Raw genomic sequence first — 20,318 nt, 5'->3', positions numbered from 1 at the left:
ACTCCATTAACATATTTGTATAGAATTTAGGATTGTTTTATTTTTTTGAAGTTCTCTTGCAGCTGCTCTAAACGTTTTGTCCCTTCTAAACGGAGGCGTTTATTTTCCTCTTCAATCGCTCTTGTTTCCTGCATCCCTTTGATGATAATGTTCCAGGATTCTTCAATCGTCTCGATTTTTATGCTCGGACCACCAGCAAGTCTGGCGATATCGGTACTTTGCTGAGAGATATTCTGTGCGTTTCTTAACAGCATCTCATTGGTCCTCCTGTCAAGCTCGCTCATTGAATCGGCTACAAGCTTTTGCCTTTTTGCGGCCACAGCTTGTATTAAACCATTTTTAAAAATTGGAATCGTCGTCACAAAGGCGGAGTTAATTTTTCCAATAAGCTTGGTATTCCCTCTTTGCAATAACCGAATCTGTGGTGCTGTTTGAAGCGAAACCATCTTGGCCATTTCAAGATCATAAATCCGCTGTTCCAGCAGTTCGATCGCATTTTTCAACGAATCTAACTGCATAGAAGCAAGCTGATCACCTTGAGCGACACGGGCCTCAAGCTGTGGAAGGCTGTTGTTCTTCAGCTCCTCAACCTTTAATTCACCGGCAACAATATATTTTTCCAGGGTTAAATAGTATTGATAATTTTGTTCATACATTTGTTCTAGCATATTGGTTGAATCGACCATTTCATGCTGATACTTAGAGATTTCCACATATACTTTGTCTATTTCTGAACCCATTGTCTGATACTTGCCGAACAGTTTTTCAACCATTTTTTCGCCTTTTTTAAACAGCTTGCCGAACAGGCCCCCAGAAGTCTTTTGAAAATCCTTAGCATCAAATTTATCCATTATCCGGCCCAGGTGTTTCAATAGTTCCCCTGAATCCTCTACTTTTGTTGTCCGCATATTGCTTAATATTTGATCCGAAAAACGCGATATTTGCACCGCAGGCTCTTTTCCAAATTCTAATATTTGAATTTGGTCACGTTCATCAATAGTACGAGCCAAGTTTTGAATTTCTGGTTCTTTGCGTAAAGCCAGTTTTATATCTGATACTTTTGTTTCTGTAAGAACATCATCAGCCGCTGCAGGTGTTAAACCGTTTGATGGATTTGGTGATAAATTCACTGTTTAATCTCCCCTTAAATTTTTTAAGATCCCCTGAAAAAGCCCCTTTTTAAAAAGCGATGGTTCCTTAAACTCCAAGTCAAACACCACTTCATCTAACCAGTGGTTATCAAACAATCGCTCATCGACATAGTTTTCGATATCATTATGGCCTGGCGGATTGTACAAAATGAGATCAATCCCAAATTGATTTAGAAGCAACAGAAGCGCCGCATCCGACCTTGATAGCATTCCTGTCGTTTCGTTATTGTATATAATTAATTTAGGGACAGCTTGAGAATAATCAAATCTCTCCATTAACTGAATGATATTCTTGGGCATAAACATCGCCTGTGTAAACAGATATACTTTTACTTCTTCGCTAGATTCCGATGTCAGCCGTTTTAAACCGGGTGTTTCACAAATTCTTCTAATCGCATAGGCGATCCCTTTTTGCAGCCCTGAAGCTAAGAACGAATAAGGCCAATAATGTGATTGCATCACCTTGTCAGCACTCAGCAAACCATCTTTACCAAGAGCGTTTCGATAGTGGTAACGGAAATCACTAGCACTTGGAACCGTAAAAGGCAGCTTTTTAATCAGCATGCTATGTTCTAATTGACTAATGGCTTGAAGTCGATCCCAATATTCTTTGCGGTTTTTATTTACCCCTTGGACTTTAGCAAATATTGAGGGGATCTTCACTTCCCCGTTCCTCACATCAAAGTCCGGTCGAATCATTGCTATTTCTTTCGCAAGGATAAACAACTCGTCATAGGTCGTTTTTAACGTGATGGAAGAAGGTCTATAATCCCGTAATTGCCATGGCTTATAAAGACCTGATCCCTCTTGATTGAGGATTGACTCAATCTCTTTAGACGCACGGTAAGCCACGGTTGTTTTCCTGCTGCGCATTTCTTTTGGAAATGGCTCTGCTGGCTGCTGATTGGGATAATGATAGGTGTAAATTTCTTCCGTGACGAGACCTGATAATATATCGCGGCCTTGCGGATGGAAGATAACGAGGTCACAGCCAAGTTTAATTAAATAATATAAAAAATATTGATGACTCTTTTTATAATCCCCATACCACAAGAATTTGGGCATTGCCCTTTGCGGGTCAGCCCGCTCTAACAAAGGTTGTAAATGATTCAACGACCATTTCACAAGGTCGACGAGAACCCTCCTGAGTTCATGATTCTTTAACCCATTTGTTTCATGGTTTGCAAATAATTCGAGGGTGACAATCATTGCTTCTCTTAGTTTTCGGTGAATAACCGGCACGTTTGATTTTAACAAAAGCTGCTCACCATCAAGAAACGCAGTGAAACGATTAATAGATAGCTTTTGTTCATTATTAAGATTAATGACCCTTTGAATAGCTTGAAAGTAAGTATTATCTATGGTTTTATCCAATGAGTCCTCACTTAACAGTTCAAGGTTCCATGTTTGATCATGGACATAATCATATAGCTGGTTATAATATTCATCCGTGTCTATTGGTAAGCCCAAAAACTTTCCAATTACTTGTCCAATCTGTATCGTTCCATTTTCCATTGAATAATGCGGCCGTTCTGGCAGTGTTTTTTTCAGCATGCCCTGCCAATTTTCAAATGAAAGGGATACAGCTTGGACGTTTAACTGATTTAATGTTGGATACATTCATAATCCCTTCCCTCTAAAAGCGAAGCTGGTGTTATCGTTTAGAAAATTATGTAAGGTTTCCATTTCATCATATCACAGTTATTTCATTGGTTCATTTGTTTATACGAAAGAGAACTAAATTTGTTTCATTCTCAGCTCTAATCCTCATCTTTCACGTTTTCACGTGTCCTTACATATTAATGGAGTACTCATACTAAGTAGGTGACCCAAATGAGATTTTTCTATAAACGACCCAGATTGGACCAGGTATCTGATGAATTAGAGACTTTAATGGAGGTAATGGTTTCAGACCTATTTATCTATTTAGATTTATTTGTCTTCAGCTTTATCTTTACAATGTTCTTATCTCCTGTTATCCCTTCATTAACCCTGGCCATTTTGTTTTTTCTTGCAAGCTACAGTTTTTTTGGCTGCCTTTACTATTTTGTTATTAGTAAAATTTCGATTAAAAAATAGGATTTTTGTGTATTAATTGACGGAAATGTTGAATAATCTCTTCTCCAGCTCTAACGCCGCAATTTGTTGTAAGAATCGAGGTACTCCCATATGTAACATGCGCAAGTTTTCTGGCAAGTTCTCCATGTTTTGGGATCAATCGGTACTGACAGTTCTTTAAAAAATCCCAATCAAGGAGGGAATCGCCTGCTCCCGCAACCGAATTTTCCCCTTCAAGTTTACAAATGTAATCCAGCGCGTTTCCTTTACTAATGGCTTGAGGGATAAAGTAAAGTTTTTTTCCTTGCAGCGAGATCCTCCAACCAAATTTGGCGGCCAAATCCTCAATCGATTTTCTTTCTATATTTGACGGAAGGCTGTTTAATAAAAAATAGAAAAACCATCCCTCTGCCTGTTTCCTTCTCCCATCTAAACAGACACCTTCCCTGTGCAAAGTCGAAAGCAGCTCAGTTTGTGAAACAGTCTCTAGTTTGACACGGTCAAGAATTTGGTTTGACCACTCCTCCATCAGCGACCCGTGAAAAAGAATATTGGCACCATTTGAAGTTATCGCATATTTAATGCTAATATCTTGTTCAAAAATTACAAATCGTTTAAATTGCTCCGTTGTCCTTGTTGTGACGGGTACAAATAAACTTTGATTTGCCAGCTCCTTTAATTGGATATAGGAGGTTTCTGTCATAAAAGCAACCAAACCGCCATCCTTTTGTTCAACTGGTGTTAGCGCCAAGCCTTCAGGTACCCCAAAGTCATCAAGTGCCCGTTTTGAATAGATTAATGTTCGGTCAAGGTCAGAGGCAAAAATCATCTTTGCATCCCTTCGACCTTTTTGATTAGACCACAGCACAAATACTTCATATTTGGATAGGCCTGAACTTCCACACCTTTTTCTTTTGCAAGCATTAGAATATGCTTAACAAACGGACTAGAAGGATCACGCATTAATATCTTCCATGGTAATCTGCGAAGTAGAACCCTTGTTGTTTCTCCAACTCCGGGCTTAATATAGTGGAGATTTTCGATTGAGAATTCCACCTGTATTTTTTTCACATCTTCCATTCCCAAAAAACCTGTTTCTATTTCCCTAGATAAAAGCTCTACAGCTGAATCAGTCGCTTCCTGGACAATGGCAGGAAATTCCTCGGATATCAGTTCGATAAACTGGTTAGAAACATCTTCTCCAAGCAGATTTTGATAAAATTTAGCCCCGTGAAAATCATCCTTACCAATGAATGCATCATTTAATACCGTCCTGCTGACTAGCCCGGATACGGTAGAATTTAAGCAAGCACTTGGAATTAGGAAGTCCTCTCTTGTACCAAAAAGTGTAGTGCAGCAGCCAGGATCGGCAATAACAGCAAGTGTATCATCCAGCTTCAAGCCAGATTTTTCTTCAATTTCCTGGCAAGCCTTGGTTAATTCTAACGAGATAGCCCCTTTCCCCGTCCAGCCGTCTACGAATTGAATTTTTCCATTTGGGTGCTCTTGGTGAATGTAATGAAGGGCATTTTCATCAATTCCCTTATCACGGATGATTGAAATGCTATAGTGCGGTAAGCTGATCCCGTATTTTAACTTTATATAACGTTTAATTAAGATCCCAACCGGGGTACCAGCGCGGGCAAGTGAAACTAGAATAGTATTTGACCCTTTTAAATGATAGATTTGCTCTGAGACAATCCCAACGCACAAGGCAACTTTTTGTTTATATTGTTGTAAGGTGTCCCAGAAGACCTTTATATACTCTTCAGGAGGCTGGTATTCTATTGGCAGTGATTCGCTATAATGACCTCCTGATTGGATCTTTGTTTCCCGATTTAACGCCGTATCCTCTAAAGCTATGTCACTTAAATCTTTTAATAAAAAAAGAACATCATCCACTTGATAGGTCCCGATTTTTGCAGGTTTGCTGTGTATTTTTTGCATCCTATTCACCTCTGTCTTCCTGAAAAAAAGACAATTTTAATTGTTTGAAAAGCTAATTTCCCTAACTCTTTAAGCATCAGTTCAAGCTTTTCTTCAGAAACTTCCCTTTCAAAAAATAGAAATAATTCATCGTAGTGATTCGGAGGGATATTATAAACAAAATGTGAAATGATCTCGTTCTCCGGATTAGGAAAGTTAACCCCGAATTTTGCTCCGTATCCCTCTTCATTCTCGATATAAATCGGACTTCTGGTCGTGGATTGATAATAAACACCTCTGCCCATTTCTGCAGCTAGTTTCATTGGCAAATACATGAATTCTCCAGTTCCTAGGCATAGTGTTCGATTCCCTTTTCTTTTTTGCCTTAAGAAATCGGCAGCTTTAGAAATTTTTTCATGAACCAGAAAATTTTCTGAAGCTTTTAAACCAAAACGTCCGGTTTCGTTAAGATAAGGATGTCCATCCAGTTGATCTCTAGAAGAAAAACTGGAAGCGGTAAAATAAGAACCAAGGTGCACTACTTCAATAGAACCCCCTCTTCTGGCTGCACCAGCCTTATTAGTACGATTCTCTAACTCTTTTAATTGACGAATCTCGACATGACCAGACAGTAAGCTGACTACATTTATTTTAATTCCTAATTCTTGTTCCAACCTTAAAAACTTTTGCTGATATTCCTCAGAACGCCAATCTAAAATACTTATTACGGTATAACTAGGTCTCGGAAATTTTTCATGAATCGATTTGATAATATTTAATGCTGTGTTACCGGTAGTTATTTCATCATCAACAAGAATGATCTCGCGCTGATGATCTATCATTTCTAATGATACATAGCAGCGGTGGGATGTTGCGTGGGAGTGTTCCTCCTCAAACATAATGACAGGCTTTTCACCGCTAATCTCCTCTCTTGTTGTATGAAAAAACTCAGCTGCTTCGAAACAATCAAAAAATGCATGTCCAAGGGCTGTAGCCGTTTCCGCAAAACCAATGATGACAGGATTGTGCCTTTCTGCAATAAAGGGACTGCTATGAAAAGGACCATCCGAAAAGAATAAAGATAGCAGTCTGTCTTTTTCCAAGCAATTTATTCCTTTAACCGTTTCTAAATATCTCGCACCAAGCAGAGCTGCTATTAACAGGCCCTTATTAGGTTCGATAGGTAAATGTTTGCCAAGCACCTTACTTATAAATAAAAACGAGCGCTTCTTATTGATTCTTGCTGCCATGGTAAAGAGTTCGTCTATCGGAATATGATATGGATTTTCAAGACTGTTTATTTCCACTTTTATTGCATCAAGGATGTTAAACGTATACTTCTTTTCTGATAAGGTCAATGCTTGTGAATTCTTCATGTAACACCCCATAAACCTGTGATTTTAGTAATATTTTCTGCGCCCAAAAATAATGAGGTTTTACTTCGTTCATTTTATTCGCAAATTCACTTTTGATAACCCCATTTTTTTCATCGAAAGCTTTTACTATATTGCTAGCATCAATATATTCTTCATAGGAAACGACATTAAGGGCCTGAACAACTTTTATATGTGATGGATGAATGATAGTTTTACCTGTTAACCCATTACTAATATCCATCAAGATTTCACGGATAAGTCCATCCATATTTTCATCGATTAATTTAGCCCGCCATTTCAGACCTTCTTCTCCATATCGTTCACGAAACGGCGTTTGCCTTAATTGGGGCTTTAGCATTCTTTTTTTCGCAGAAAAGTATTCCCAGACAGGCCCTGATACCACATATGGACTATCAAATCGTTGAAAGACATTAATAATATCAGAAATGCAATCTCTTAAAACAGCAATATCATAAACCGTTGTATCCATGTTTCTGCGAATGCCGTATAATCCACAGAAATCAGTTGCCCCTATCCGAACATTCAGAATATAATCCCTGTATTGATCCAGCAGGTGTTTGATTTTCAATAATTCATCCATTCTTGTCTCCTTTTGGATCACACTAGCTGATTCAAGAATGGGCATTACATAAAAAGGATGTGCCTCGGTATGAATGGTACGAACCATTTCCAATATGTCCCTGCCATTTTCCGCACTGAATTTAGGAATTACCACGCCCGTTAGAAGGTTCAATGCATCACCTAACCGATCCTTGAGTTGTTCCAACTGATTAAGCTCGCGAATCCGAATAAACATAAGCGGTAAATCCTGATAGTTTAAAAACCCTCTATTACATTCAGCTTGCAGCTTTAATAATTCCTTAGCTAGTAAATTTTCTGCTAGTTCAACTTCATTATCGCCAATTGCGTCTTCCAAATCAATGACAAGCGAGGTTAATCCTTCATGTTTATTTGAAAGAATTTCCTGATGGATATTCGGCCGGGTAGCTGGCATATAGAGTGTTGCTCCTAAACCATAGGACAACAGATCACGGTTTGTATATTTTGTAATTGACCCGGGTCTTCGAAAAAAAAACCGTTCAATTTCCTCTTTGTAAAAGTATGTAAAAAATTCCATAACCAGTTTCTCCTCCGTGAATGGTAAAAAAGAGAGGGAAACAGACTTTCGTCAGCTCCCCACCCTTTGACAATCATTATGAATTATTTTCTTTACTGCCTTCTTTTTTCTTATTGTTATAGTGAACGATAAAAGTAGCCCCAAAGGTTAGTAATAAGATAATAAAGAATGTAATATGTCCCATTTCAATATGAACTACTGCAAGAAGCATTTTGATTGCAATAATTAGGATTAAGATATAAGCCGTGGTTTCAAGTTCTGGTACACGGTCAATTAGCGTCAAGAAAACACCTGCTACTCCCCGCATCATTAATACGCCGAGCATACCGCCTATTAATAAAACCCAAACCTCTTCACTAACACCAAAAGCAGCTAATACGCTGTCAACGGAAAAGGCTATATCCATCAATTCAACTGCAGCGACTGTTCCCCAGAATGTTCCGAACAAACGAATTAACAGGCCTTTTTGATTCATACCTTCCTCATCGTTCTCTTCTTCACTGGAACCCTTTCGTTTATCCAAAAAGTACTTAATGGATAACCAGGCCAAGTAACCTGCACCTAGTATTTTAACCCACCATAGTTTGATTAAAAATACCCCGATGCCGATTGCTACAAATCGGAAGGCATAGGCACCTAATAAACCGTAAAACAGTGCTTTCTTCCGTTTTTCAGGTGGAAGGTGTTTTACCATAACCGCTAAAACTAAGGCATTATCGGCAGAAAGTAAACCTTCTAATATAACCAGTGTTCCAATTAATCCCCAGCTGACGGGATTCGTTAACACCTCTCCCCACATTTCCCAGTTAAAAAACTGTGAGTATGTATCTAATATATGTTGTAAAACTGACATTAAAAGAATTCCTCCTAGTTAGTAAACATGATTTTTTAAAAAGACCCAGCTAACTGGGTCTTCGCTCAAATGATTAGCCAATTGACAAGCCAAAGTCTGTTGCTAGCGCAGCTAATCCGCCCTGATATCCGCTGCCAATCGCACTAAATTTCCATTCACCGTTGTGACGGTATATTTCTCCTACCACAATTGCTGTTTCAATCGAAAAATCCTCACCTAAATCATATCTAATTAATTCTTCGCCTGTGGACTCATTAAAAATACGGGCATACGAATTGGTGACCTGACCAAAGTTTTGGTTTCTACTGTCCGCATCATGAATAGTAATTGTAAAAGCAATCCTTTGAATATTCGCCGGAACAGCATTAAGATTAATTTTCACTTGTTCATCATCGCCATCGCCATCGCCTGTGCGGTTATCTCCGGTATGTACAACTGCACCGCCTGCGCCTTCACGATTATTGTAAAAAATAAAATCTGTTTCATTGGTTACTTTACCGTTCTCTCCTAAAAGGAATACGGAAGAATCCAGGTCGAAATCATTACCGCCATCATATTTATTAGTGTCCCATCCTAATCCAACCACAACGCTGGTTAAACCGGGATTTGTTTTTGTTAAATCAACCTTTTGACCCTTTGATAAACTAACTGCCATTTTTACATTCCTCCAATTTTGGTAATAATCTATTTACGAGTTTCTCTTAAAAAGGTTTCATTTATTATAAAAAAATTTACTAATGATTAACTCATCCATTTTGGCGGAGTATTTTTATCCCAATAAATAGAGCCTAGTTCATGATGTGAATGAAAAAGATCATGATAGGTATGATAGTGAAAATTAAACCAGTATCCTGATTGCGGAGGATTATCTCGTCTTACATGGAAACGAATAATATCTTTCCCAGAAACACTATCTTTTATATTAAAAATTTTTTCAGAGAGGCCTGCGCCAGGCTGCTCGGTAATCGTAAGATTCTTGACATCATCCTCGGGAAACTGCGAAGCTGTTTGTTCGATTGCCTTTTCAATATTCGGTAAAATAACTTCTCGGAACTCATTTTCGATGACAGGCTTTATTCTAGTCCCAAACTTTTGATAGGATTGTATTTCTGCCTGTTTAATTAGTTCCTGCATAAACTTTTCTCTATTAAACTCTGTTTCTATTAAATAACTATTTGCTTGGACAATACTTCTATCTGGAGCTTGGGTTTCGAAAACATCCCTGTCGTTAACTTTTTCTGCATTCGCTTGATTGATTAGTTGTGATGGGGTTACCAGACCAAATGTTAAAATGGATATGGTAACAAAAAGTGATTTACGAAGCCACTTGTTCATTTTCGGTTCACACCTTTATATAAAAGATTTCTGAATTTGAGTTTGTTACCAATTATTATACTTCTTTTTTGGGTAAAATGGAAAAAAACTGAAAGAAAGAGCTTTCAGTTTTTTTCCATCACTCCAAAATGAACCTTGGCGGTTTTTCTCTGAATGACCTCAAATCCATATTTTTCAAATCGAAAACTTTTGTAATGGTCTTTTAAGACTACTCTTAATTTCGCTACCCTGATAGCTTCGTTAATCAACCCATCAGTCAAATCATCATGAATAGCAAAATGGCCCAATGCTTTAATCCCATCCGATTCAAGAATTGTTTCTTCGAACATTGGATCAAAATAGACACAATCAATAGATGAATCAGCCTGTCTTTTTAAATAATCGCAGGCTTCCATATGGAGAACACGTACGCGATTCATGGCCTTATTCATGGCGGGAAGACCTGAGTCCCATGTCTCGAGTCCCTTTTCAACCATGAAAGCCAAATATTTCTGGCCCTCTAAACCGGTTACCATCCCTTCCCTGCCTACAAGAAAACTTGCAACAATGGCATCTGAAGCGAGACCTAGAGTACAGTCGAGAACCGTCATGCCTATTGCAAGTTTTGCCGCATGGGCAAATGGGTCGACTTCTCCTTTTATCAACCGCTTAATCCGAAACATCGATGAATTAGGATGGAAGAAAAATGGCTGAACACTGTTTTTTTCAAAAAGCTCTAATCGTTCTTTCCCCACCACAATACAGCCGCTATCAGCCTGTTGTTGGATATGGTTTATTGATTTCTTATTTCGCGGAAGATAAGGAACCTGCAAATATTCGGCAATTTCTTGCGCGTGCTTCATCATCCCGTGGGTTGTTCTCCCTGCCGTTGTTATAAACATATGATCCTCTCTTTTTCTAAAAAAAAAATAGAAGGTGTCCCAAAAGTATAAATTTTAGGGGCACCTTCTTTTTTTATACATTAAACTAGTCTGTTGATTTCCACTCCAGGCGCGAGCGGTTCGCGGGCGGCGGGGAGCCTCCTCGTCGCTTCGCTCCTGCGGGGTCTCCCCTGCCCCGTACTCCCGCAGGAGTCTTCGCGCCTTCCGCTCCAATCAACAGAGTGTGAAAAAATTATTCATCAACTATCTTTTGGGTCAGCCTCTTTTTAGCAATGAGCTTCAAATGCGCCCAACAGGTTTTGCATGACAGCTTCCATCGGCATGCCTTCAATATCATGTCTAGGAATAAAATGAACCACCTGTTTATCTTTTAGTAATGCCATAGACGGTGATGAAGGTTCAATTCCTTCAAAGTACTCCCGCATTTTAGCAGTCGCTTCTTTATCTTGACCGGCAAAAACGGTTACTAAGTGGTCCGGTTTTTTCTCGCTATTTAACACAGCTTGCGTTGCTGCAGGACGTGCTAAGCCAGCGGCACAGCCGCATACGGAATTAACGACAACCAGTGTTGTACCGGTTGTTTTTTCTAGAAAATCTTCGACTTCTTCCGCTGTTTTTAATTCATCAAAACCTGCTCTCGTTAACTCTTCCCGCATAGGTAAAACCATTTGTTTCATATATTCTTCATAAGCATTTGACATCTACATTCACTCCATTTCTTCTCCATATAGAATACTATAATGATCACTAATTTACAAAATTACTGGTCTGATTTTCGTGCTTCCGTCATTTGTTTCCAGACAGAGCCTTTTGCTTCTTCTCCGCCTTCAATTCTTTCAATCGCCATTTTGATTTGCATACTGACTTCAAATTCCGGGTCATTTTCGGCTTTTCTTAATGCAGGTAGGGAATTTTCATCCCCAGCCTCAAAAAGAAACATGGCTGCTCTCCAACGCACAAGCTTGCTTTGGTCCGTCAATGCTTGTGCCATTTCTTCTGCAGCTTCTGGAAAGCCTAAATCAGATAAACAATCACCTGCTGTTCTTCGAACGGTTACAGTTTTATCCTTTAGCGCCTTATACAAGTAGGGCAATACTTGTTGATCCTTAATCATCCCCAGATAGACAGTCGCAAGTCTGCGAATGGAGGGTTTTTCATCTCCTAATGCTTTACCTAGCATTGGTAAATCCCCTAGTTCAGGGTCATCCATTTGCTCAAGCAGCTGATAGCGAACCCGCCAATCAGGATTGTCTAAATCCTCAATCGTTACTTTTCTACGAGTTTGCTTTGTTTTCAGGACAATTGGTGTATCGGCATTTTGTGCTTTGGAAACAAGTGCTTCTAATCGATCCTTGGGATAGGCGGCAATCAGTTCTTCAACTACCTCTTGACCTATCTGTTCAAAATCACCATAGCGAACGCCTTGATTTTTCCATTTACGTAAAAGGATGTAATTATCTTCAGGCAGCTGCGCCCGTTCCCTTGCATTTAAAAAATAATCTGGCATGCCAAACCGTCGTTCCGTAGAACTATCGGTTAATTTAACCTGAAGAGGAATATCCTTAAACATTTGGATCTCTACTTTAATCTCTCCAAAATGCTCATCTATCTTGTTTATATTTGCTGTCTCTCCTGCTTTTTCACCAAACGCCTGGCGGACTTGAGGTAATAAATCCTTCCAATCATATTTGGCATTACGCTCTACTGCTAGAAAATCAGCAACATGATAAACCCCTTTAATACCGTCGATTTGTAGGATTGCCTGAATAATAGGGGGTGCCTCTGCAATTGTTTCTTTTTTATAATTATGGCTTTTGCCCATTGGAAGTTCTTGATCTAATATGATTTTCATTGTATTTGGACTTGGCGTTGGTTCAATCGCCTTGATTTTCAATACAATCACCTAATTCCTGTGGTTTTCTTTTTACAAGTTTAACATAATGTTAATATTCTATTCATTTGATTTGCTTAATCAAAGGCTCAGTTAGATTTGGCTGTCATTTCCGCTCCAACCAACGGAGTATAAAAAAACAACGATATAGTTTAACAGAAACCTAATAAAAAAAGGAGTACGTTACCAAGACGTACCCTTCTACTCTTGTTCGGCTATTTCAGCTAGATAGGACCAGCGCTCAATTAAATACTCAAGCTTTTCATTTAATTCCTTTTCTTGTTTCATTAATTCCTGTGCTTTTGTGAAATCACTGCCTGTCTCAGCCATTTCAGCACCCACTTCTTCGAGTTTTGCCTCAGTATCGGCAATCACCTCGTCAATTTCCTCCCATTCCTTTTTCTCCTTAAACGTTAACCGCTTCTTTTTTTCCTTTTCTGGAGCTTTAGCTGAGGAAACTGACTTTGCTGCTATTTTCTGTCCTTGATGTACCATTTCTTTTTCAAGATATTCGCTGTAATTTCCATAAAACGAGTCGATTTTTCCTTCCCCACGAAGAACGAGCAATTGTTCTGCCACTTTGTCAAGAAAATAACGATCATGGGAGACAGTAATCACAACACCTGGAAAATCTTCGAGATAGTCCTCTAGGACCGTTAGTGTTTGTGTATCTAAATCATTAGTCGGCTCGTCCAGTAAAAGGACATTAGGTGCCATCATTAATAGCTTTAAAAGGTAAAGACGCCGTTTTTCACCACCTGATAATTTTCGAATCGGAGTACCATGAGTAAAGGGAGGAAAAAGAAAACGTTCAAGCATTTGTGCAGCGGAAATGGTCTTACCATCTGAAGTTTCCACAACCTCAGCTGTCTCTTTAATATACTCAATCATCCGCTTATTTTCATCCATATCCTCGCTTTCTTGGGTATAATAGCTGAGCTTCACCGTTTGACCAATGATAAAATCACCCTCATCGAGCGGCAGCTTCTGCGCTAATATATTTAATAAGGTCGATTTACCGGCACCGTTTTTACCGATGATTCCAATCCGGTCTCCCGGCTTTACCAATAAATCAAAATGATCCAAAATGACTTTTTGCTCATAGCGTTTCGATGCATCTTTTAACTCAAAAACCTGCTTACCCAGGCGGCTGCCATTTAATGATATATCCAATTTTTCACCAGACGGCTTTCCGCTTGAAAGCTTATCATCTAGTTCTTCAAAACGTTGAATTCTTGCTTTTTGTTTTGTTGACCTCGCTTGAGCACCACGTCTAATCCATTCCAACTCTCTGCGAAATAGGTTTTTATTTTTTTCGTAGGTTGCTGCTTCGTTTTCCTCACGAATCGCCTTAGCTTCCAAAAAGGCCGCATAGTTTCCCTTGTAACTGTAGAGATTGCCGCCATCTAATTCAAACATTCGGTTGGCAACCCGGTCTAAAAAGTAACGGTCATGCGTAACAAGCAAGATCGAACCATTATACCTGCTTAAGTAATCTTCCAGCCACTTAACAGAATCAAAATCCAAATGGTTAGTCGGTTCATCTAGAATTAATAAATCCGGCTCAGCAATTAATACTTGCGCAAGAGCGACACGCTTTTTTTGTCCACCGGAGAGCTCACCAATTTTCTTGGTAAAATCTTCAATACCTAATTTCATTAAAATCGACTTAGCATTTGTGCTGGCATCCCAGGCATCTAATGCATCCATTTGCCTTTGTAATTGAAAAAGCTCTTCTTGTACCTTAGGGTCATTTGGGGAGCTATTCAATTTTAATAGAGTCTGCTCGTAACCGCGCATCAGTTTTAGAATCGGCGCGTCGCCTCGGAATACTTGTTCCAGCACCGTTTTATCCAAATCTAATTCGGGCTGCTGGTCTAAAAATGAGATGGAGTAATCTTTTGGAGAGAGAATCTTTCCATCGTCAGGTACATCTAACCCTGCAATGATCTTTAATAAGGATGACTTTCCAGTACCATTTATACCAATTAATCCGACTCGCTCCTTTTCACTAATTGTAAAAGAAATACGGTCAAAAAGCTGTTTCTCACCATAAGTTTTTGAAACATTTTCTACTGTGAACATCTTCATAAATCTTGTCCATCCCATTCTTGATAAAATTGTTCTAAAAAGCTAAGCATCATTTGCTGACGCTTTTCTGCCATTTTTCTTGCTGTATCTGTATTTAATAAATCCTTTAATTTTAATAATTTTTCATAAAAATGGTGAACACTAGTTGATTTTCCTTTTCGATACTCTTCTAATGTCATTTTTTCTCTAATTTGAACGGCCGGGTCATAAATGGACTGCCCTTTTTTACCTCCATATGCGAATGCCCTTGCAATTCCAATCGCCCCAATGGCATCTAAACGGTCAGCATCTTGAACTATTTTTGCTTCCATTGTTTTAAGCTCTGTTTTCTGGCCTCCTTTATATGAAATAGAGTCGATGATTTCTTCGATGTGACCTTTGGCTTCATCATTAATCATCATTTTATTTAAAAAGGAATCCAGTCGGCGCCTGCCCTGTTCGATTGTTTTGTTTAATTTTTCGTCGGGTATATCATGGAGGAGCGCTGCCATTTCAATAATAAACGGGTCTCCTTTTTTTTCTTGTTTGCAAATATGTAAGGCATTACGCCGGACACGGTCAACATGATACCAATCATGTCCAGTGGCATCTTCACCCAATTCATTACGGACAAATATTTCCGCTTGTTCAATTAATAAGACCTTCAATATCAAGCACCTGCCTTCACCTTTGTTATTTTAACATGAATGGCAAACAAAAAATAACCCCGATGTTTCGAGGTTATTTTTTGTTTGCCTGGCGGCCGCTTTTTTTCTGACTTTGTGATTTATTGTTGCCAATTTGAAACTCACTGCCTAATTCAACATCATTGCTAATATCCTGCTTTTCAATTTGTTCTCTGGTCTGGTTTGCATTTTGTCTTCCTTGCTTACTCAAGTGAACACCCCCTCCTTCATGATGACTGACTATCATAGTATGTACAATCTGGGGTGTAGTTATTTTAATCCATTAAACCAACTAATCCCAAGGGTATCTTCGCCAGCATGAACGCCAATGACAGCACCTAATGGACATCTGAAAATCTTAACTTCTGGATAATCTACCTGAAGTTCAACCTGCCAAGCTTTGGCTTGTTCGTCATGTAAGCCGTACAACAGGTATACCTCTTTAAATTGGTTTTGTTCATAGGCTAATCGAAAATAATCAAAGATTTTTTCTTTCGCCTTTTTCTCACCTCTAACTTTTTCTTTCACGCCGAGTGCCCCGGCTTCAATTAAAATAATCGGTTTAACACGGAGCATGCTTCCCAGAAAAAATTGCAGTCCTGTCATTCTCCCGCCTCGATGCAGCTGCTCTAAGCTTCCTACTAGTACATATGTCTCAGACGTGTCACGTAGTTGTTCAAGTTCTTCTATCATCGAGTCAACACTATGACCATTATCTATTAGTTCTATCCCCTTTTTGATCAATACAGACATTGGATAAGTAAGGATGTGCGAATCAAAAATAGTTACCGGAATATCGACAAGAGAGGCGGCCTGTTTACTCGAGGAGACCGTTCCGCTTAGCTTTCCAGAAACGAGAACGGTTACAATTTCATCATAATCATTTGATAATTGTTTATATAAGGACTGAAAAGAACCTACCGATGGCTGTGAAGTTAACGGTGGGCTTTTTAATTCCTTTAATCGGCCAAATAACTCCTTTGGGGTTAAGTCAATTCCATCAGAATATTCTACCCCATCCAGTAAGATGGTTAACGGGATTGTATATAAATCGGGATGGTTTCGTAACTCATCATCTAAATAGGCTGTACTATCGGTTACCCATGCGGTCTTAACCAAAGTCATCTCTCCTTATATTAGTATGAGGTCGTAATATCACGCAATTTTACTGTACCTTTTAATTTGAATATTGTAAATATTATAACAACAAAAATAACCAGCTGTGTATTGCTGGTTATTTTTATAATAAGTTCTCTAGTTGTCAAACCGCTTAAGGGTGGTAATCATGAAATCAATCATATTAACTAAATCCTCCATCTGGTCCTCGGTAATCAACCGTCCGAATTCCACTACGAGAATGGTTAATGTTTTTTTGTCTCCGTCAAGAGGATGAAAATGAGTGACAAGTGAAATGTCTCGTGATTCTCCCCAAATATCGGAAAGGATTTTTTTTAATTCAACATAATCAGGTTCTTTTTCCTGTTCAAGTAAAAATTCAAGTCGTATAGAGCTTCCAGCTTGTGGTTCCATTTGAACCGAGGGTAAAAGTTCTGCAGCTAGGTTTATCAATGTCGAATGCAATTCCACCTTAGCAATACTTATTCCATCCTGTAATTGAAAGGACAAATCAAAAAGGCGGGACATTTTGGCTAAATTGATTACATCATTTCGGTCAGCAATGATAATGTCACCTTTTATGTCCCGATCATATAGGGCTCCTTCTATCACTACCTTCATATTATCAAAGGCGGTTGGGTCAAACATAGCGTTTTCAACTCCTTTAGAAAAGCCCTTGGACATTCCCTTGATCATCCACATCCATATTTAAAGCAGCAGGCTTTTTAGGGAGTCCTGGCATGGTCATGACATCACCAGTTAGTGCCACGATAAAGCCTGCTCCGATAGAAGGCTTTAGTTCTCTTATTGTTACAATAAAATCGGTTGGCCTTCCAAGCTTAGAGGGATCATCTGATAGTGAATATTGTGATTTGGCCATGCAAACAGGTAAATGAGACCAGCCGAATCTTTCAAAATCAACCAATTGTTTCTTCGCCTTTGGTAAAAATTCTACATCCTTCCCGCCGTAAACAGTTTTGACAATGGTTCTAATCTTTTGTTCCATCGAATCAGACAGTTCATATAACGGACGAAAATGATTTTCCTCTTTTTCCATTACCTTTAAGAGTGTTTGGGCTAAGTCAACACCGCCTTCCCCGCCTTTTTCCCATACTTCTGTTAAGGCAGCAGGCACATTTTTGCTATCACACCAGTCAAGCAATGCCTGAACCTCTAAACTTGTATCCGTAATAAATTTATTGATGGCAACCACTAACGGAAGACCAAAACTTTTAATCGTTTCGATGTGTTTCTGTAAATTTTCAAAGCCGCGCGTAAGGGCTGAGATATTCTCACTTGCCAAATCTTTTTTTTCTACACCACCGTGCATTTTCAAAGCACGGATAGTCGCCACTACCACAACCGCTTCGGGTTTAATTTTGGCACTTCGTGATTTAATATGTAAAAACTTCTCTGCTCCTAAATCGGCCCCAAATCCGCCTTCGGTAATAACATAATCTGCTAACTTTTGCGCTGCCTTTGTGGCGATTACACTGTTGCAGCCATGTGCGATATTGGCAAACGGTCCACCGTGAATAAGCGCTGGTGTATGTTCGATGGTTTGGACAAGATTTGGTTTGACAGCGTCTTTTAACAATAAAGTTAAGGCCCCTTCAACAGCCAGATCGCCCACTGTAATAGGTTCTTTATTAACATTATAGGCAACAACCATTCGAGATAATCGTAATTTTAAATCCTTTAAGTCAGTTGCTAAACAAAGGACGGCCATAATTTCAGAGGCTACAGTTATATCGAAACCATCTTCGCGGGGAACTCCTTGAAGCGGTCCGCCAAGTCCAATAATCACTTTTCTTAAGGCACGATCATTTAGGTCCAATGCCCGTTTCCAAACGATTCTGCGCTGATCGATATTCAACTGATTGCCTTGCTGCAGATGGTTATCAATTAACGCTGCCAATGCATTGTTTGCTGTCGTAATGGCGTGAATGTCTCCAGTAAAATGGAGATTAATGTCCTCCATCGGAAGTACTTGAGAAAATCCTCCTCCAGCAGCCCCGCCTTTTATTCCCATTGTAGGACCAAGCGAGGGCTCACGCATAGCAATTATTACCTTTTTACCAAGTCTATTAAATGCATCACCAAGGCCGACTGTAACAGTAGATTTCCCTTCCCCAGCCGGAGTTGGATTAATGGATGTCACAAGTATAATTTTACCATCTTTATTTGTTATAATTTTTTTTAGGGCCTCATTGGAAATTTTTGCTTTAAACTTCCCATAAAGCTCTAAATCATTTTCTAATAGACCAATCTTCTCTCCAATCTCCACAATCGGTTTCATTTTGGATGCTTGTGCAATTTCAATGTCTGACTTCACTGATGATTTCATCGTCACGTATTTCCCCCGCATTAAGCATTAATTTTCATACCACTACCATTGTACCAAATAGGTTTTTTTATTCCGATAATTATTATATCGAAATTAGTACCTTTCCTGAATTTATAATAATGTTTATAATGTAATTATCGAATTTTTTTAATATTCAAAGACTCTATCCGTGCAGGTCATATAAATACCTTGTATATTTTGGATTTTAGAAAGGGGACGGTCACTTGCCTATTAACATACCGAAGCAATTACCTGCAAGAGAGATACTTGAGCAGGAAAATATTTTTATTATGGATGATGAGAGGGCAATCAGCCAGGATATCAGGCCTTTAAATATCTTAATTTTAAATTTAATGCCTGAAAAGGAAAAAGCTGAAACGCAGTTATTGAGGTTATTAGGAAACTCACCACTACAGGTGAATGTGAATTTTCTAAAAACAAATTCCTATGAATCAACTCATACCAGTAAACAGCATTTGGAGCAGTTTTACACAACTTTTCCGGAAATTAACAATTTAAAGTTTGACGGTATGATTATTACTGGAGCACCAGTGGAGTTATTAGAATTCGAACAAGTAAAATATTGGTCTGAATTAAAAGAAATCATGGATTGGGCCGATCAACATGTCACCTCAACCTTACACATTTGTTGGGGGGCACAGGCAGCACTTTACTATTATTATGGAATTGGTAAATTTGAGTTGGACCGTAAATGCTCCGGTATTTATCCTCATCAAATTTTTGAACAAAATGATATATTATTGAGAGGATTTGACGATCAATTTTATGCACCGCATTCACGTTACACCGATGTTGCGATTGATTCGATTATGAAAAATCCCGAATTGAAATTATTGGCTGCATCAGAAGATGCGGGGGCACTATTAATTACTTCGAGGAATCGAAAGCATGTCATGGTCACCGGTCATTTGGAATATGACTCCGATTCATTAGCACAGGAATATGAGAGAGACTTAAAAAAAGGGCTCGAGATTCATATGCCTGAGAATTACTTTCCTAACAATGACCCAACACAACCTCCCATCAATCGTTGGCGTTCTCATGGTCACTTGTTCTTCTCTAATTGGCTGAATTATTATGTATATCAAGAAACTCCTTTTTCTTGGAGTTAAAAGCATCGGCTTCCCGATGCTTTTTTATTATTGTTATTTAGGTTTATAATTCAAGCAAATGACTAATAATACATGGGAAAGGAGTGTTCCTATGGAAACTATTACTGCCGTCCATCGAAATCATTCTGGAGAGATTATTAATTTTGTCACTTCCGAAGGCCGGGTCATATCGTATCGCAAAGCATTACTGGATGTTGAACAAGGTCTTATCCAAGGCATTCAGACATTTCAGGATACAAAGGGAACATTGTCTCTGATGCCGGAATTTGAACAATCCTTTGACCAATACCCGAATTTATTTTAAAAGCACCTAGCTTGATATAGCTAGGTGCTTTGCTTTACTGATTTACCCTGAAA

21 protein-coding genes are annotated in these 20,318 nt (G+C 38.8%); 3 read left to right on the top strand and 18 right to left on the bottom strand.

What is annotated here, in order from left to right:
* Positions 1-26: 26 nt before the first annotated feature.
* Together ACZ9EE_RS25910 and ACZ9EE_RS25905 are read right to left on the bottom strand one after the other, a co-directional pair.
* Positions 27-1,130: a toxic anion resistance protein gene (locus ACZ9EE_RS25910; protein ID WP_476031485.1), complete on the bottom strand. Its 1,104-nt coding sequence runs from the start codon at positions 1,128-1,130 to the stop codon at positions 27-29.
* A gap of 3 nt (positions 1,131-1,133) precedes the next feature.
* Complete coding sequence (locus ACZ9EE_RS25905) at positions 1,134-2,771, bottom strand: YceG family protein (RefSeq protein WP_476031484.1); 1,638 nt, start codon at positions 2,769-2,771, stop codon at positions 1,134-1,136.
* A gap of 213 nt (positions 2,772-2,984) precedes the next feature.
* On the opposite strand from ACZ9EE_RS25905, the gene ACZ9EE_RS25900 reads away from it, so the two are divergent.
* The gene (locus ACZ9EE_RS25900) at positions 2,985-3,230 is read left to right on the top strand and encodes a hypothetical protein (protein WP_476031483.1); all 246 of its coding nucleotides are present in this window, start codon (positions 2,985-2,987) and stop codon (positions 3,228-3,230) included.
* Here ACZ9EE_RS25900 and ACZ9EE_RS25895 read toward each other — a convergent pair.
* The 16 genes from ACZ9EE_RS25895 to ACZ9EE_RS25820 form a co-directional block, all read right to left on the bottom strand.
* A complete protein-coding gene (locus ACZ9EE_RS25895) occupies positions 3,220-4,038 on the bottom strand; it encodes an HAD family hydrolase (RefSeq protein WP_476031482.1) in 819 nt (272 codons plus the stop codon). The two genes, ACZ9EE_RS25900 and ACZ9EE_RS25895, sit on opposite strands and share 11 nt — an antisense overlap.
* On the bottom strand, positions 4,035-5,156 hold the full coding sequence (locus tag ACZ9EE_RS25890; RefSeq protein ID WP_476031481.1) for a cysteine protease StiP family protein: 1,122 nt from the start codon (positions 5,154-5,156) through the stop codon (positions 4,035-4,037). The genes ACZ9EE_RS25895 and ACZ9EE_RS25890 overlap by 4 nt, the downstream gene beginning before the upstream one ends.
* Before the next feature lie 5 nt (positions 5,157-5,161).
* On the bottom strand, positions 5,162-6,511 hold the full coding sequence (locus ACZ9EE_RS25885; RefSeq protein WP_476031480.1) for a phosphoribosyltransferase family protein: 1,350 nt from the start codon (positions 6,509-6,511) through the stop codon (positions 5,162-5,164).
* Entirely contained in the window at positions 6,462-7,649 is a 1,188-nt protein-coding gene (locus ACZ9EE_RS25880; protein WP_476031479.1) for an HpcH/HpaI aldolase/citrate lyase family protein, read from the bottom strand. The genes ACZ9EE_RS25885 and ACZ9EE_RS25880 overlap by 50 nt, the downstream gene beginning before the upstream one ends.
* A gap of 76 nt (positions 7,650-7,725) precedes the next feature.
* On the bottom strand, positions 7,726-8,502 hold the full coding sequence (locus ACZ9EE_RS25875) for a TerC family protein (protein WP_476031478.1): 777 nt from the start codon (positions 8,500-8,502) through the stop codon (positions 7,726-7,728).
* A gap of 73 nt (positions 8,503-8,575) precedes the next feature.
* Entirely contained in the window at positions 8,576-9,157 is a 582-nt protein-coding gene (locus ACZ9EE_RS25870) for a TerD family protein (protein WP_476031477.1), read from the bottom strand.
* 86 nt (positions 9,158-9,243) lie between these two features.
* Positions 9,244-9,837 carry a YpjP family protein gene (locus tag ACZ9EE_RS25865; protein WP_476031476.1) on the bottom strand — a complete coding sequence of 198 codons (594 nt, stop codon included), beginning with the start codon at positions 9,835-9,837 and terminating at the stop codon, positions 9,244-9,246.
* Between the two features lie 104 nt (positions 9,838-9,941).
* On the bottom strand, positions 9,942-10,718 hold the full coding sequence (locus ACZ9EE_RS25860) for a class I SAM-dependent methyltransferase (RefSeq protein ID WP_476031475.1): 777 nt from the start codon (positions 10,716-10,718) through the stop codon (positions 9,942-9,944).
* A 266-nt stretch (positions 10,719-10,984) separates the two neighbouring features.
* Entirely contained in the window at positions 10,985-11,419 is a 435-nt protein-coding gene (locus ACZ9EE_RS25855; RefSeq protein WP_476031474.1) for a BrxA/BrxB family bacilliredoxin, read from the bottom strand.
* 59 nt (positions 11,420-11,478) lie between these two features.
* Positions 11,479-12,612 (bottom strand): conserved virulence factor C family protein, encoded by a 1,134-nt coding sequence (locus ACZ9EE_RS25850; protein WP_476031473.1) that lies wholly within the window; start codon positions 12,610-12,612, stop codon positions 11,479-11,481.
* Between the two features lie 198 nt (positions 12,613-12,810).
* Positions 12,811-14,700, bottom strand: coding sequence for an ABC-F family ATP-binding cassette domain-containing protein (locus ACZ9EE_RS25845; RefSeq protein WP_476031472.1), 1,890 nt, complete (start codon positions 14,698-14,700; stop codon positions 12,811-12,813).
* A complete protein-coding gene (locus ACZ9EE_RS25840) occupies positions 14,697-15,347 on the bottom strand; it encodes an HD domain-containing protein (protein ID WP_476031471.1) in 651 nt (216 codons plus the stop codon). The genes ACZ9EE_RS25845 and ACZ9EE_RS25840 overlap by 4 nt, the downstream gene beginning before the upstream one ends.
* 73 nt (positions 15,348-15,420) lie before the next feature.
* The gene (locus ACZ9EE_RS25835) at positions 15,421-15,576 is read right to left on the bottom strand and encodes a hypothetical protein (protein WP_180960284.1); all 156 of its coding nucleotides are present in this window, start codon (positions 15,574-15,576) and stop codon (positions 15,421-15,423) included.
* Positions 15,577-15,635: 59 nt separating this feature from the next.
* Complete coding sequence (locus ACZ9EE_RS25830; protein ID WP_476031470.1) at positions 15,636-16,484, bottom strand: DegV family protein; 849 nt, start codon at positions 16,482-16,484, stop codon at positions 15,636-15,638.
* Between the two features lie 135 nt (positions 16,485-16,619).
* Positions 16,620-17,165: an RNA-binding protein gene (locus ACZ9EE_RS25825; protein WP_476031469.1), complete on the bottom strand. Its 546-nt coding sequence runs from the start codon at positions 17,163-17,165 to the stop codon at positions 16,620-16,622.
* Positions 17,146-18,828 (bottom strand): formate--tetrahydrofolate ligase, encoded by a 1,683-nt coding sequence (locus ACZ9EE_RS25820; protein WP_476031468.1) that lies wholly within the window; start codon positions 18,826-18,828, stop codon positions 17,146-17,148. Before ACZ9EE_RS25820 ends, ACZ9EE_RS25825 begins: the two co-directional genes overlap by 20 nt.
* A gap of 224 nt (positions 18,829-19,052) precedes the next feature.
* Here ACZ9EE_RS25820 and metA point away from each other — a divergent pair, with 224 nt between their 5' ends.
* Positions 19,053-19,961, top strand: a complete 909-nt coding sequence (gene metA / locus ACZ9EE_RS25815) for a homoserine O-acetyltransferase MetA (RefSeq protein ID WP_476031467.1) — start codon at positions 19,053-19,055, stop codon at positions 19,959-19,961.
* Between the two features lie 91 nt (positions 19,962-20,052).
* Entirely contained in the window at positions 20,053-20,265 is a 213-nt protein-coding gene (locus tag ACZ9EE_RS25810; RefSeq protein ID WP_476031466.1) for a DUF3892 domain-containing protein, read from the top strand.
* Positions 20,266-20,318 lie beyond the last annotated feature (53 nt).

It is taken from the genome of Bacillus sp. URHA0034, from assembly GCF_056280405.1.
The sequence above is the reverse complement of the archived record's forward strand: the minus strand, read 5'-3'. Positions and strand labels throughout refer to the sequence as shown.